Origin of the sequence: Actinomadura vinacea, from assembly GCF_039532545.1 — a bacterium.
In the GTDB taxonomy this organism is placed as follows: domain Bacteria; phylum Actinomycetota; class Actinomycetes; order Streptosporangiales; family Streptosporangiaceae; genus Spirillospora; species Spirillospora vinacea.
This window is the reverse complement of the sequence record NZ_BAAARW010000005.1, coordinates 48,053-61,585: the sequence shown is the minus strand read 5'-3', so window position 1 is coordinate 61,585 and position 13,533 is coordinate 48,053. Positions and strand designations below refer to the sequence as shown.

Genomic DNA, 13,533 nt, shown 5'->3' with positions numbered 1-13,533 from the left:
ATGGTCATCCGCCGCCCCCGCCGCCGCAGCCACCGCCCCCACCGCCACCGCCACCGCAGCCGCCGCCTCCTCCGCCCCCGCACGAGCCGCCACCGCCGCAGCCGCCGGACGAGCAGACCGAGGCGCTGGACGAGCAGGTGGCGGGCCCGCCCGAACCGGATGAGGCCGTCGCCGACGAGCTCCCGGCCATCGCCAGGAAGCGGCCGAGGCCGACGGTCTGCGCGAAGACCGGATCGATCGCCATCAGGGCCGCCGTGCCGAAGAGCGCCACGCCCATCGGCGCCGCGTCGCCCTCGTACGCGGGCCGCGAGCGCGGGTCGAGGTGCGCGTGGCGAACGCGCGCCTCCTCCAGGGCCCGCTCCCCCGCGCGGGTCCGCTCGTTACCGCCGCCGACCGTGAACGACACCGCTGCGAGGGCCACGCAGGAGAACACCAGCAGCATCGCCCGGTACCAGACCGCGTCCGCGCCCGTCACGTCGTCCCACCCGGTGATGAACCAGATCAGCAGCCAGATCCGGGCCGGCCAGGGCGTCAGCCGGGCCACTTGCCGCTCCCATGTGCCCATGAGCGCGCCCTGCGCGGCCAGCCCGTCACGCAGCTGCGCGATCGCGCTCCGCACATGGGGGTCGGCGGCGACGGCGGCGACGCTGGGCATCCGCGCGCCGCGCAGCGACCCGAGGATCGCCCCGTCCAGCGGCGTGCGCGCCGCGGGGATCCGGCCCGTCAGCTGGATCCGCCCGGTCGCGTAGGCGTCGAGGGCCCCGAGCCCGCGCAGCGAGATCAGCGCCGCGGTGATCGCGTGCCGGCCGCCGCCGTCGAGGTAGGCGAGCTCGTAGGGGTGCAGGTCGCGCGTCGGCGCGCTCCCGACGCGGAGCCGCCGGTGGGCGACGGCGCCCCCGGCCAGGAGCACCGCGAAGCCGCCCGCGAGCAGCACGAGAAAGACCCAGTAGGAAAGACCCCCGACCTGGCCTGCCATGGGCGCCTCCACCGACAAGTAACCGTTTACAGCCTCTTCATGGATAGATGCCGGAGGCCGCCGCACGGTTCACTCTTCTTTGTCCAGGCCCTTCTCGATGGCGTAGCGGACCAGTTCGACGCGATTGTGGAGCTGCAGCTTGCCGAGGGTGTTCTGCACGTGGTTCTGGACGGTCCGGTGCGACAGCACGAGCCGTTCGGCGATCTGCCTGTAGGTCAGGCCCTTGGCGACCAGCCGCAGCACCTCGGTCTCGCGCTCGGTCAGGCGCGGCGCGTCGTCCTCACGGCGGCTCGGGGCGGCGGCCAGCCTCCGGTACTCGCCCAGGACCAGGCCGGCCAGCCGCGGGGTGAAGACCGCGTCACCGTCGCCGGTGCGCCGCACCGCGTCCAGGAACTCCGCGCGCCCGGCCGACTTGAGCAGGTAGCCGGTCGCGCCCGCCTTGACCGCCTCCAGGACGTCCTGCTGCTCGCCGCTCGCCGACAGCACCAGGACGCGCACCGGCGGGTCGGCCGCCGCCAGCCGCCGCGTCACCTCGACCCCGCTGATGTCGGGCAACTGGAGATCGACCACCGCGACCTGCGGCCGGGCGGCGGCGGCGACGCGCACCGCGGCCCGCCCCTCGCCCGCCGTGGCGACCACCTCGTGCCCGGCCTCGGCCAGGTCGCGCGCGACGGCGTCGCGCCACATCGGATGGTCGTCGACCACCATGACCCGGAGCGAACCGTCGGAAGGGGCCTCGGGAGGGGTGTCGTCGTCCACGAAGCCACCCTAAACGGGCGGTGGGGGCGCGGGAACGGTCATCTCGATCTCGGTGCCCTCGCCCGGCGCGGTCACGATCGAGACGGTGCCGCCCAGGTCGCGGATCCGGCCCCGGATGGACTGGGCGACGCCGAGCCGCCCGTCCGCGGCGGCCTCGTCGAGCCGTCCCCGCGGCATCCCCGGGCCGTCGTCGCGGACGCTCACCACCACCTCCCCCGCCCCGTCGTCCTCCAGCAGGACCCAGGTGCGGGTGTCCGCGGAGCAATGCCGCCGCACGTTGTCGAGGGCCGCCGCGACCGCCGCGCCGACCTCCCGGGCGATATGCCCGGGCAGCCGGACGGGCGTGGCGGGGGCCGCGACGGTGACCTTGGGGGACGCGTGCCCGTTGAGCAGCGACCGCAGGTCGACCTCGTCGGGCGCGGCCGGATCGCGTTCCGCGCCGATCAGGGCGCGCAGCGCGGCCTCCTGCTCCCCCGCCAGCCGGCCCAGCTCGGCCGCCTCCCCGCCCAGCTCGCCCCCGCGCCGCTGGAGCATCGCCAGCACCTGCAGCACCGAGTCGTGGATCCGGCGGGCCAGCCGCTCCCGCTCCCGGGTGGCGGCCTCCAGTTCCACCGCGCGCGCCAGCCGCGCCTCCGCGTCCAGGGCGAGCTTGACCACGTGCCCCACCACCAGCCCGGCCATGAGCAGCAGGACGATCCCGTTGAAGGTGACCGAGCCGGCCGAGCCGGGCGTCCCGGCCAGGACGTGCACCAGGACGTTCGCCGTGCCGAGCAGCAGCGCCGCCGCGGCCCCGGACCGCTTCCCGCACTCCACCGCCCAGGACAGCACCACCGCGGCCACCCACGAGCTCGGCAGCGTCGGGCTGCCGCTGGAGATGTCGCCCGGGGTCTGCACCCACGCGGTGGCCAGCAGGCAGCCCACCGCCACGGCCATGTCGGCGGCCAGCAGCGACCGGCCCCGCTTCCGGGGATCGGCGAAGGCGTAGGTGGCGTACGCCGTCCACACCGTCATGACCGCCAGCACCGCCCAGCCGCCCAGCGGATGCGCGTACTCGCCGAAGCCCATCGCGATCAGCAGGGCCGCGTAGCCGAGCGAGAGCCACCGGTAGACGGCGACCGCACGCCAGAGCGCGACCTCCAGCCCCATCGTCCGCCCCCGCCGGATGCCCCGCAGTCCTCGTCTCAATCGCCGTCTCAGTCCTCGTCGTCGACCGGGCGGGCCTCCTCGCCCGCCAGCTCGGCCTTCACCTCGGCCGCGTACCGGTCGACGTAGCGCTGCCCGGACAGCTCCCGGATGGTCTGCATGATCTCGTCGGTGATCTTGCGCAGCACCTCCCGGTCGTCCTCCTGGCCGTAGTAGCGGGAGAAGTCCAGCGGGGGGCCGAACCGCACGCCCGGCCGCACCCCCAGCCGGGGACGGGCCCGGCCGGACGGCATCAGCTCGAAGGTGTTGATCATCGCCATCGGGATCACCGGCACCCGCGACTTCAGCGCCAGCCGCGCCACCCCGGTCTTGCCCCGGTAGAGCCGGTTGTCCGGCGCCCGGGTGCCCTCTGGGTAGATCCCCAGCAGCTTGCCCTCGCGCAGGATCCGCAGCCCGGTCTCCAGCGCCGCCTCCGCCGCGTCGCCGCCCGACCGGTCCACCGGGACGACCCCCACCCCGGTGAAGAACGCCCTGCTGATCAGGCCCTTGACGCCCGTCCCGGTGAAGTACTCGCCCTTGCCGATGAAGAAGATCGGGCGCAGCAGCGGCAGCGGCCCGAAGAAATGATCGGCGAACGACAGGTGGTTGCTCACCAGCAGGGCCGGACCGCGCTTGGGGACGTTCCGGCTGCCCGAGTTCCGGGGACGCCACACCAGGTACAGGATGGGCGTGAGAACGATCCTGAGGAGGATCCAGAACCAGAGCATGCCGACACCTTCCTCCGGCCGCGCCCGCCTGCGGCGCGCTTTCCGAACACTCCTACCCGAACTTTGCGACGAACGGGCGATGATGCGACATCTTCCCACTCCCGGGCCGACCTGCCCACACCACCGCCCGGTCCGCCCGCCCGCGCCCCCGGGTGCGCCCCGTCCCGCCCCGGCGGGGGCGATATGAACGTAGGCTCTGCGCAGGGAATCGTGATCGGGTGTGCCTCAGGGGCTTGTCCCGGGCGGCGCAGCGAATACCGTGGGACACACGTCAATGGGGGAGCGGAGGCCGTCATGCCGGTGCTGCCGGTCACGCCGGAGTCGTCGAAGGAGCCGACCCCGTGAATCGCCGTGGCAATGGACTGTCAGCGGACACCTATGCTCCGCTGGTCGACCTCGCCCCGCATCTGGCCGACGCCATGCTCTCGGCCTTGCGGGAGGCGGGCGTGGCCGCCTATGCCGCCTCCCCGGAGGAGCTGGCGGGCCTCGCCGAGGAGGCCGCGGCCGGAGCGGCCTCGGCGGGCGTCGACGACGTCCTCGACCGGCTGTACGTCGATGTCGAGATGAAGCCGACCGCCGAGAGCGTGCTGCGCGTCCACCTGACCCGGCTGCGCGATCCCGAGCGGCGCGACATCGATCTCTGGGACGCCGATCTGCGCGACACCGACCCCGGCGAGGACGGTCCGCCGGCCGGCGAGCCGCGCGAGATCGACCTGCGCAAGCCCGGGGCCGAGGGCCTGGCCGCCGACGCGCCCGACCCGGCGGGCGGCACCGGCCGGACGGGGAACGCCGACGAGCTGGACGAGGACGCCATCTGGGCCGAGATCGTCGCCGGCTTCGACGCGGCCCCCGAGGGCGACCAGGTGCCCTGGCCCGAGCAGGAGAACATCGACGAGCCGCCCGCCCCGCCGCTCCCCGAGGGCGACGACCGCACCGGTCGGCTCCCCCGCGCCCGCGTGATCAAGGCCGCCGACCTGTCCAAGGCCCCCGCCGAGGACGACGGGGACGACGAGGGCCACTACGTCCCGCCGCCTCCCCCGCCGCTGCCCAGCGCCGACCCGCTCACCAAAGGGGCCTGGATCGCGCTGGTCGGCGGGCCGCTGTACCTGCTGGTCACGGTGATCCTCGACTGGGAGGTGCCGGGCTACGCCGCGTTCCTGGCGGTCGCCGCGTTCATCGGCGGGTTCGTGACGCTGGTGCTGCGGATGGGCGACGAGCCCCGCGACCCCGACGACGGCGCCGTCGTCTAGCCCGGGCCCGGTAGCCGGAGGGTGGCCAGGACCGGGCGGTGGTCGGTGGCGACCGGGTAGTCGGCGGCGACCGCGGCCCCCGCCGGGACGCCGCAGCCGACCACCTCGATCGCCGGGTCGGCGAACACCCCGTCGATGCGGCGCCGCGGGTCGCGCGCGGAGAAGGTCGCGGCCTCCCCGTCGGGCGCCACGGCGTGCGCGTCCTGGAAGCGGCCGGCCAGCAGCGTCCAGGACGCTCCCCCGGGCTCCTCGTTGATGTCGCCGGTGAGGACGACCGGTGCCGGATACGCGGCGCGGACCCGCTCCAGGATGCCGATCACCTGGCCGGTGTGGGCGCGGCGCGGCTCGTCGCGGAGATCGAGATGGGTGCTGGCCGCGATCAGCCGGGCCGCCCCGGCGGCCGCGCCGCCGCCGTCCGGGAACTCCAGGACGGCGACGGCCAGCCCGCGCCGATGCAGCCGGGGGACGCGCTCCAGCAGGTGGTACTCGCGGTGCACCACCCGGGCGCGCGGCCCCGCCAGCACGGCCAGCCCGGCGGCGCGCCGTCCCGCCGCCACCGACAGCCCGCAGGCCCGCGCCAGCCGCCGCCGCTTGAACCGCCACCACAGGAAGCGGGGCACCTCCTGCAGGCAGACCACATCGGGCGCGAGGGCGCGCACGACCCGCGCCACGGCCGCCGGGTCGTCCCGCAGCGACCGGACGTTGTAGCTGAGCACCCGGACGGCGGCCATGCCCGCGCGATCAGATCCGGGCCAGGTCGGCGGCCCCGACGATGCCCGCGGCCGACCCCAGCTCGGCGATCAGGATCTCCGGCAGCGGGCGGTGCCCGCGGCCGGTGAGCGTGTTCCCGAAGGCTTCGCGGATCGGGTCGAGCAGCAGGTCGCCGGCGTCGGACAGGCCGCCGCCGATGATGAACGCGCCCGGGTCGAGGATCGCGGTGAGGTCGGCCAGCCCCTGCCCGGCCCACTGCGCCACGGTGCGGAAGCACTCCAGCGCCGCGGGGTCGCCCTCGCGGGCCGCCTGCGTCACCTCCGGCCCGCTGATGCCTTCGGGACGGCCCTCGCCCAGCTCCAGCAGCCGCCCCGCCATCGCCGGGGCGACCCTGGCCAGGTCGCGGGCCTCGTGCACCAGCGCGTTGCCGCTGGCGTACTGCTCCCAGCAGCCGCGGTTGCCGCAGCCGCAGCGCCGCCCGTCCGGGACGACCCGGAAGTGGCCCACCTCGGCGCCGATCCCGAACCGGCCGCGGTAGAGCTCGCCGTTGATGATGACGCCGCCGCCGATGCCGGTGCCGAGCGCGATCAGGACGATGAAGTCGTGCCCGCGCCCGGCGCCGAACCGGGCCTCGCCCCAGGCCGTGGCGTTGCCGTCGTTCTCCACCACGACCGGCAGCCCGGTCAGGTCTTCCACCTTCTTCTTGATCGGCTCGTCCCGCCAGGCCAGGTTCGGCGCGAACAGCACCGTCGAACGGGTCTGGTCGACGAACCCCGCGGAGCCGAGGCCGACCGCCGCCACGTCCTCGAACTTGCCCTTGAGCAGGTCGACGACGTCGGCGATGACCGCGGCGGTCTCCTTGGGGTTGGTCGAGGGGGTGGGGCGGCGGACCTTCTCCAGGATCCTGCCGCGGTCGTCGACCACACCCGCGGCGACCTTGGTCCCCCCCACATCAACGCCGATGGTCAGGGCCATGTACGGTTCCTCCTCCTCGCGGCGCCTAACGGAGCCCTCGCTGCGTCATTGCGGGTCACTGCGCGTCACCCGCGGCGCTCCGCCCGGCCGGGCGGGTCCTGCGAGGGACGGGTGCGCTCGTAGGCGGCGGCCACGTCCAGCGCCGCCGCGAGCAGCGAGCGCCCGGCCTGCCGCACGTGCTCCTCGACATCGGCGCGGGACGCGCGCGCGACGGCGATGGCCCGGCAGATCGGGCAGTCGCGGCATTCGGGGGCGCCGGTCGCGATCCGCTCGCCCGGCGGCAGCGGCCCCGGGGGCGGCTCCTCGGCCACCACCCGGCTCCACACGTCCTCACCCGCACGTCCACCCGCACGTTCATCGGCGTCGGGCGGGCCGGTCTCCCGGCCCGCGCCGCCGCCCGCCTCGCCCAGCCGCCTGCGCAGTGTCTCGAAGAGCTTGACCGCCTCGTCGAGGAGGTCGCCCGGCTGCTCGTTCATGTGAACATTGTCCATCCGTCGTCGGCGCGAAACAGCATCGCCGCCCCCCGGTGCGGGGGCGCGGCCCGCTCAGCCCTCGACGTGCCGTTTCAGGCCCTTGAGCGCGGAGTCGATGATGCGCTTCTCACCCTTGCGCTTGACCATGCCGATCATGGGGACGCGGACGTCCACCGCCAGCTCGTAGGTGACCTCGGTGCCGTCCCCGGCCGGTTTCAGGGTGTAGGACCCGTGCAGGCCGCTCACCACGCTGCCCTTCTCCACCAGGTCCCAGCGGACGTGGTCGTCGCCGACCCACTCGTAGGCCAGCCCGACGGTGTCGCCGAACGGCCCGCCGTCGAAGGTCAGCCGGGCGCGCTCGGCGCGGCCGTCCGCGCCGGTCTCCTGGACGGTGAACTCGCGGATGCCGCTGGCCCACGCGGGATAGGACTCCAGATCGGCGATCACCGCCATGATCTCGGCCTTCCCGGACCTGATGGTGACGGAAGAACTCGTACGGTCCGCCATCGATGCTCCGCCCTTCTGCGCGTGCCAGTCGCGTGCGAGTACTGCGCGTGCGAGTACGCCGGATCCGGCGTCCCCAGGAAAGTATCCGTCAGAACGACAGAACGTAAGGAACCCCGCTGCCACGGAAATGGCCCACGTTGACGCATTCGGTGCGGCCGATGCGCATGCGCCGCGCCAGCGGCTGGTGGACGTGGCCGAACAGCACGTAGCGGGGCTGGGTCTCGCGGATCGCCTCCAGCACCGCCTCGCTGCCCCGCTCGAACCGGCGCGCGACGGTGTCGTACAGCAGCTCGGGGACGGCGGGCGGGATGTGGCAGCAGAGCACGTCGACCGCGCCGACGGCCGCGACCTTGGCCGCGTACGCGTCGTCGTCGAGCTCGTAGGGGGTGCGGTATTCGGTTCGCAGTCCCCCGCCGACGAAGCCGAACCGCAGCCCGCCCAGCTCGGTCACCTCGCCGTCCAGGACGTGCTGCCCCTCGCGCAGGTAGTCGGCCCACAGGTTCGGGACGTCGACGTTCCCGTAGGTGAGGTAGGCCGGCGTGGGCATGGCGGCGAACAGCTCGGCGTACTGGCGGCGGACGGCCTTCTCGATGTGCGGCCAGGCGCCGCCTTCCAGCGAGTCCCACATCCGCTTGGAGAAGGCGCGGGCCTCGTCGAAGCGCTTCTGGGTGCGCAGCTCGATGAGCCGGTCGGCGTTCTCCTGCCCGAACAGGTCGGCGAAGATGCCCTGGCCGTGGTCGGAGTAGTCGATGAAAAGGATGAGGTCGCCCAGGCAGACGAGCGCGTCCGCCCCATCGCCCGCGCGCTTGAGGGCCTCCGCGCGGCCATGAACGTCGCTCACCACATGGATCCGCATGAGCCGACTCTAAATGGTCCGGCACGCCGGTGCTCCCAAGGGCTTCCCGCTCGGGTCGGGGTCAGGGGCCGGCCGCGGCGGCGACCAGGGCGCGCCACTCGCGCACCAGCCGGGCGTCGACCGGGGCGTCCCAGGACCCGTCCGGACGCACCGCGCTGCCCACGTGGAACGCGGTGATGCCGGCGGCGGCCAGCACCGCGACGTGCTTGCGGCGCAGCCCGCCGCCCGCCAGGATCAGCGCCGCCTGGCGGGGGCCCTCGGCGGCCCGCCGGACCAGCGCGTCCATCCCGGTGCCGACCCCGCGCGGCGAGCCCGCGGTGAGCACGGCGTCCATGCCGCCGCCCAGGTCCCGGACGGCGCGCCAGGCCTGTGCCGGTGCGGTGGCGTGGTCGAGCGCGCGGTGGAAGGTCCACGGCAGCGGGGCCAGGGCGGCGGCGAGCTTGCCGGCGGCCGCGGCGTCGATCCCGCCGAGCGGGTCCAGGAAGCCCAGCACGAAGCCGTCCGCGCCGGCCTCGCGGTGCAGCCCGGCGACCCGCCGCAGCCGGTCCAGCTCCGGGACCGTGGTGCGGAACCCGGCGTTGGCGCGCAGCATCACCCGCATCGGCAGGGACGTCGCCGCGCGCAGCTCGGCGACCAGGTCGGGATCGGGGGTCAGGCCGTCGGCGGCCATGTCGGCGACGACCTCCAGCCGGTCCGCGCCGCCCTCCTCGGCCGCCCGCGCGTCTGCGGCGTCCAGCACGATCACCTCGAGCAACGACACGGCGCCCCACCCCCCGTGGTGTCCCGCCATGGATTTCCCACGGGTCCCGAGCCTAGGCGACCGGGCCCGCCCGCCGGGGCGTCCGCCGCCGTCTTTGCGTCACCGTTAACCGCGGCGGCGCGTCCCCGCACGCCGGAGCCAGATTACTACTCGCGGGTATCATTCGACCGTGGGAACGCTGTACCGTCGTGGCCACCGCCGCGCCGTCCACCCCGCGGGACGGTGGGACGACGGGCGTCCGCAGCGCCCGACCGTTGCCGTGTCGAACCGAGGAGATGGGCCGTGCGCGAGTTCAGCGTCCCCGAGATGGTGCAGGTCCCGGCCGACGAGAACCTGACCGACGCGCCCTTCGCCCGGGCCGCCGAGCACCCCGGCGCTATCGTGCTGCGGCGCCAGGACGGCGGGATCTGGCGGCCGGTGACCGCCGGCGGGTTCGCGGCCGAGGTGACCGAGGTCGCCAAGGGCCTGGTCGCCGCGGGCATCGAGCCCGGCGACCGGGTCGCGCTGGTGTCGCGCACCCGCTACGAGTGGACCGTCCTGGATTACGCGATCTGGGCGGCCGGCGCCGTGACGGTGCCGGTCTACGAGACCTCCTCCCCCGCGCAGATCGAGTGGATCATCGGTGACTCGGGCGCCAGGGCGGTGTTCGCCGAGACCTCCGAGCACCTGGCCGCCATCGCCGAGGTACGGGAGGACCTGCCCGGCCTCGCGCACGTCTGGGGCATCGACGCCGGCGACCTGGAGGACGTGGTAGCCGCCGGCGCGCAGGTCACCGACGAGACCGCCGAGGAGCGCCGCCGCTCCCGCACCGCCGCCGACCTGGCCACGCTCATCTACACCTCGGGCACCACCGGCCGTCCCAAGGGCTGCGAGCTGACGCACGGCAACTTCGTGTCCACCGCCCGCAACGCCATCCAGGGCGCGATGGCCGAGGTGACGGTGGACGGCAGCTCGACGCTGCTGTTCCTGCCGCTGGCGCACGTGCTCGCCCGGCTGATCCAGGTCGCCTGCGTCGAGGGCGGCATCGTGCTCGGCCACAGCGACGTCGCCAACCTGCTGCCCGACCTGGCCTCGTTCCAGCCGACGTTCCTGCTGGCCGTGCCGCGGGTGTTCGAGAAGGTCTACAACGGCGCCGCGCAGAAGGCCGAGGCCGAGGGCAAGGGCCGGATCTTCCACGCGGCGGCCGACACCGCGATCGCCTACAGCCGGGCGCTGGACGACGGCGGCCCCGGCCTCGGCCTCAAGATCAAGCACCGGGTGTTCGACCGGCTGGTGTACGGCAAGCTGCGCGCGGCGGTCGGCGGCCGGGTCGAGTACGCCATCTCCGGCGGCGCCGCGCTCGGCGAGCGGCTCGGCCACTTCTTCCGCGGCGTCGGCATCACCATCCTGGAGGGGTACGGCCTCACCGAGACCACCGCCCCCGCCTCGGTCAACCGGCCCAACGCCATCAAGGTCGGCTCGGTCGGCCGGCCGATCCCGGGCGTGACGGTGCGGATCGCCGAGGACGGCGAGGTCCAGGTCCGCGGCGTCAGCGTCATGACCGGCTACTGGAACAACGACGCCGCCACCAAGGAGGCCCTGGACGACGGCTGGTTCCGCACCGGCGACCTCGGCGCCCTCGACGACGACGGCTTCCTGCGCATCACCGGCCGCAAGAAGGAGATCCTGGTCACCGCGGCCGGCAAGAACGTGGCGCCCGCCCCGCTGGAGGACCTCATACGCGCCCACGCGCTGGTCAGCCAGTGCCTGGTGGTCGGCGACGGCCGCAAGTTCATCGCCGCGCTGGTCACGCTGGACGAGGAGGCGCTGGGGCCGTGGAAGGAGCGGCACGGCAAGCCCGCCGCGACGTCGGTCGCCGAGCTGTCCCGCGACCCCGAGGTGATCGCCGAGATCGACGCCGCGGTCGCCGCGGCCAACCGGTCGGTCAGCCACGCCGAGGCGATCAAGAAGCACCGGATCCTGGAGGTGGACTTCACCGAGGAGGCCGGGCACATGACCCCCAGCCTCAAGGTCCGCCGGCACGCCGTCATGAAGGACTTCGCCGACGAGATCGAAGCCCTCTACTCCTAGTCGCCTCAGGCACCGCGCGAGCGCGCTACCTGGCCGCTGGGGCGACGCCGGAGGCGAGCCCCGCCGGCCAGATCGCGAAGCGATGTCGCGCTCGTCCAAGCACGGTCAGGGTGCGAGCCGCCAGGCGAGCGCCCTGGGCCGGGATTGAAATAAACACAGCCCGCCAGGCGAGCGCCGTAGGCCGGGACTTTAAAATACAGCGGCGACGGCCTCGTCGACCGGGGTGGCGCCGCCGATCAGTTCGAGCACGCGCCGCCGCACGGCCGGTGCGCGCAGCAGCGCGACGATCACCGCGGCCACGTCGTCCCGCGGCACCGCCTCGTGCCCCACGTACGGCGCGGCCAGCCGCACCCGGCCGGTGCCGGGGTCGTCGGTGAGCAGGCCGGGGCGCAGGATCAGCCAGTCCAGGCCGTCGCGCGCCCGCAGGTCGTCCTCGGCCCGCTTCTTGGCCCTGATGTAGGCGGCCCAGACCTCGCCCCGGTCGGCGCGCGGCTCCGCGTCCACGCCCATGGCCGAGATCTGCAGGAACGTCCGGACCCCGGCGCGCTCGGCCGCGTCCGCGGTGAGGGCCGAGGCGGCCCGGTCGACGGTGTCCTTGCGCGCCGCGCCGCTGCCCGGCCCCGCCCCGGCGGCGAAGACCAGGGCGTCCGCGCCGGCGACATGGCCGGCGACCTCGTCGGCGGTGGCGCGCTCCAGATCGCACACCACCGGGTCGGCGCCGGCCGCCCGCACGTCTTCGGCGTGGTCGGGATCGCGGATCAGGGCGAGCACGGTGTCGCCGCGCGCGGCCAGCAGCGTGGCCAGCCGCAGCGCGATCTTCCCGTGCCCTCCAGCGATGGCAACGTTCATGCGATCGATCTTACGAACCTGCGGCCGAAAGGGGCGCGGCCGGTGCGGGCACCGGTTCCCCGGTCCCCCGCACCGGCCGCGCCGACGGGTCTTCGGTCCTTCCTCCGGTCTGCCGACCGGTTCAGCGTGCCCGGTTCAGCACTCTTGCCCGGAGTTGATGCAGTCGGCCGCCTTGGCCATGAGGTTGTCGGGCATGACGTTCACGAAGTCGGCGTGGTCGGTCACCGGGTCGTGCCCCTGCTCGGGGAAGGAGTCCACCGCGAACGCCTGCGCCTTGTTGGGCAGGTTGTAGCTGAGCGTCAGGCGCAGCTGGGGAACGGCCTGCCGGCCCTCGCCGCAGGCGCCGTTCTCCTCTGGGAAGGCGATGTGGTCGCGGTGGTTGGCGCTGTCGGTGTTCTGGCCGTCCCAGCAGCTCGGGAAGTCCAGGACGCGCTTCACCTGGCTGTCGCCCGGGCACAGCGGGTACTTGTCGGTGAACGCCTGGTCCTCGGACCCGCTGCAGGTCCACGAGGCCTTCGCGTTGGCCAGGCCGTTGGTGCCGGCCTTGGCGTCACCCATGATCACCCGCAGGAACCGCGGCATCGGCACGACCTTGCTCTGCGCGTTGCCGCGGAACTCGACCTGGGCCGACTGCGGCAGCACGATCTTGCCGACGTTGCCGTCCGCCGTGCTCTGCTGCGCCTGGTTGGAGTCGTCCTGCTGGGCCCGGTCGCGCATGACCGGCCAGTAGTAGGTGGACAGGTCACCGTTGGTGCAGGTGGTGTCCGAAGCGGCGAGGCTCTCGTCGGTGGAGAAGGCGTCCGCCGAGTTGTTGCCCACGTAGTCGTGGATGTGGTGCGCCCCGTTCTGGACGCCCGGCGCCACGATGAAGTTGTCGGGGTTGTGGTGCTCGTTCTCGTTCGTCCCGCACTCCGAGGTGAACGTGCCGTTCGAGCCGCCGCCCGCCGCGTCGACCTGCTGCACCGGCGGGGCCTGGTCGATGGGAGCGAAGTCGTCGGCGTTCGGCCCCTCGACGACCTGCTGCTGGTCGCCGCCTTCCTGGCCGCCGCCCTGCTGGCCGCCGCCCTGCTGGCCGCCACCTTGCTGGCCGCCGCCCTGCTGGCCGCCGCCCTGCTGGCCGCCACCTTGCTGGTCGCCGCCCTGCTGGCCGCCACCTTGCTGCCCGCCGCCCTGCTGACCGCCGGGCGCGTTCGGGTCCTCGGCCGGGGGCTGGGCGCCGCCCTGCTGGCCGCCGCCCTGCTGCCCGCCGTTCTGCTGGCCGCCGTTATCGGGCGGCTCGTTGGGGTCGGCCGCCGCAGCCGCGGGCGACAGGCTCCCTGGAACCGTGGCCCCGGCCGGCGCCTCCGTCATCGCTGCCATCAGCAGCAACGCCGGAAGGACGACGGCTATTCGTTTCCTGCTTCCCATGTACATCTCCCTGTAAGCGGGGGTGGGGAT

At 74.1% G+C, this 13,533-nt stretch carries 14 protein-coding genes; 2 read left to right on the top strand and 12 right to left on the bottom strand.

All coding sequences use genetic code 11. The features are described 5' to 3' along the window. Positions 1-4: 4 nt before the first annotated feature. The 4 genes from ABD340_RS06835 to ABD340_RS06820 form a co-directional block, all read right to left on the bottom strand. Positions 5-976 (bottom strand): TIGR04222 domain-containing membrane protein, encoded by a 972-nt coding sequence (locus ABD340_RS06835; RefSeq protein ID WP_344587692.1) that lies wholly within the window; start codon positions 974-976, stop codon positions 5-7. A gap of 69 nt (positions 977-1,045) precedes the next feature. After that, the gene (locus ABD340_RS06830; protein ID WP_344588082.1) at positions 1,046-1,684 is read right to left on the bottom strand and encodes a response regulator; all 639 of its coding nucleotides are present in this window, start codon (positions 1,682-1,684) and stop codon (positions 1,046-1,048) included. 60 nt (positions 1,685-1,744) lie between these two features. Continuing rightward, entirely contained in the window at positions 1,745-2,920 is a 1,176-nt protein-coding gene (gene macS / locus ABD340_RS06825; protein ID WP_344587691.1) for a MacS family sensor histidine kinase, read from the bottom strand. 8 nt (positions 2,921-2,928) lie between these two features. Next, entirely contained in the window at positions 2,929-3,645 is a 717-nt protein-coding gene (locus ABD340_RS06820) for a lysophospholipid acyltransferase family protein (RefSeq protein ID WP_344587689.1), read from the bottom strand. 341 nt (positions 3,646-3,986) lie between these two features. On the opposite strand from ABD340_RS06820, the gene ABD340_RS06815 reads away from it, so the two are divergent. Further along, a complete protein-coding gene (locus ABD340_RS06815; protein WP_344587688.1) occupies positions 3,987-4,895 on the top strand; it encodes a hypothetical protein in 909 nt (302 codons plus the stop codon). Here ABD340_RS06815 and ABD340_RS06810 read toward each other — a convergent pair. The 6 genes from ABD340_RS06810 to ABD340_RS06785 all read right to left on the bottom strand — a co-directional run bounded on the left by ABD340_RS06810 (position 4,892) and on the right by ABD340_RS06785 (position 9,177). Next, positions 4,892-5,626 (bottom strand): endonuclease/exonuclease/phosphatase family protein, encoded by a 735-nt coding sequence (locus tag ABD340_RS06810; protein WP_344587687.1) that lies wholly within the window; start codon positions 5,624-5,626, stop codon positions 4,892-4,894. The two genes, ABD340_RS06815 and ABD340_RS06810, sit on opposite strands and share 4 nt — an antisense overlap. A gap of 10 nt (positions 5,627-5,636) precedes the next feature. Beyond that, entirely contained in the window at positions 5,637-6,581 is a 945-nt protein-coding gene (locus ABD340_RS06805) for an ROK family glucokinase (protein WP_344587686.1), read from the bottom strand. A 65-nt stretch (positions 6,582-6,646) separates the two neighbouring features. Continuing rightward, positions 6,647-7,057: a hypothetical protein gene (locus ABD340_RS06800; protein WP_344587685.1), complete on the bottom strand. Its 411-nt coding sequence runs from the start codon at positions 7,055-7,057 to the stop codon at positions 6,647-6,649. Positions 7,058-7,126: 69 nt separating this feature from the next. Further along, positions 7,127-7,561: an SRPBCC family protein gene (locus ABD340_RS06795; RefSeq protein ID WP_344587683.1), complete on the bottom strand. Its 435-nt coding sequence runs from the start codon at positions 7,559-7,561 to the stop codon at positions 7,127-7,129. Positions 7,562-7,649: 88 nt separating this feature from the next. Then, on the bottom strand, positions 7,650-8,417 hold the full coding sequence (locus ABD340_RS06790; protein WP_344587682.1) for a metallophosphoesterase family protein: 768 nt from the start codon (positions 8,415-8,417) through the stop codon (positions 7,650-7,652). 61 nt (positions 8,418-8,478) lie between these two features. After that, positions 8,479-9,177 (bottom strand): copper homeostasis protein CutC, encoded by a 699-nt coding sequence (locus tag ABD340_RS06785; RefSeq protein WP_344587681.1) that lies wholly within the window; start codon positions 9,175-9,177, stop codon positions 8,479-8,481. Positions 9,178-9,459: 282 nt separating this feature from the next. On the opposite strand from ABD340_RS06785, the gene ABD340_RS06780 reads away from it, so the two are divergent. After that, on the top strand, positions 9,460-11,247 hold the full coding sequence (locus ABD340_RS06780; RefSeq protein ID WP_344587679.1) for an AMP-dependent synthetase/ligase: 1,788 nt from the start codon (positions 9,460-9,462) through the stop codon (positions 11,245-11,247). Between the two features lie 189 nt (positions 11,248-11,436). On the opposite strand, the gene ABD340_RS06775 is transcribed toward ABD340_RS06780, so the two are convergent. After that, positions 11,437-12,096 carry an NAD(P)H-binding protein gene (locus ABD340_RS06775; RefSeq protein WP_344587678.1) on the bottom strand — a complete coding sequence of 220 codons (660 nt, stop codon included), beginning with the start codon at positions 12,094-12,096 and terminating at the stop codon, positions 11,437-11,439. 135 nt (positions 12,097-12,231) lie between these two features. Then, positions 12,232-13,503: a DUF1996 domain-containing protein gene (locus tag ABD340_RS06770; RefSeq protein ID WP_344587677.1), complete on the bottom strand. Its 1,272-nt coding sequence runs from the start codon at positions 13,501-13,503 to the stop codon at positions 12,232-12,234. Positions 13,504-13,533: the final 30 nt, after the last annotated feature.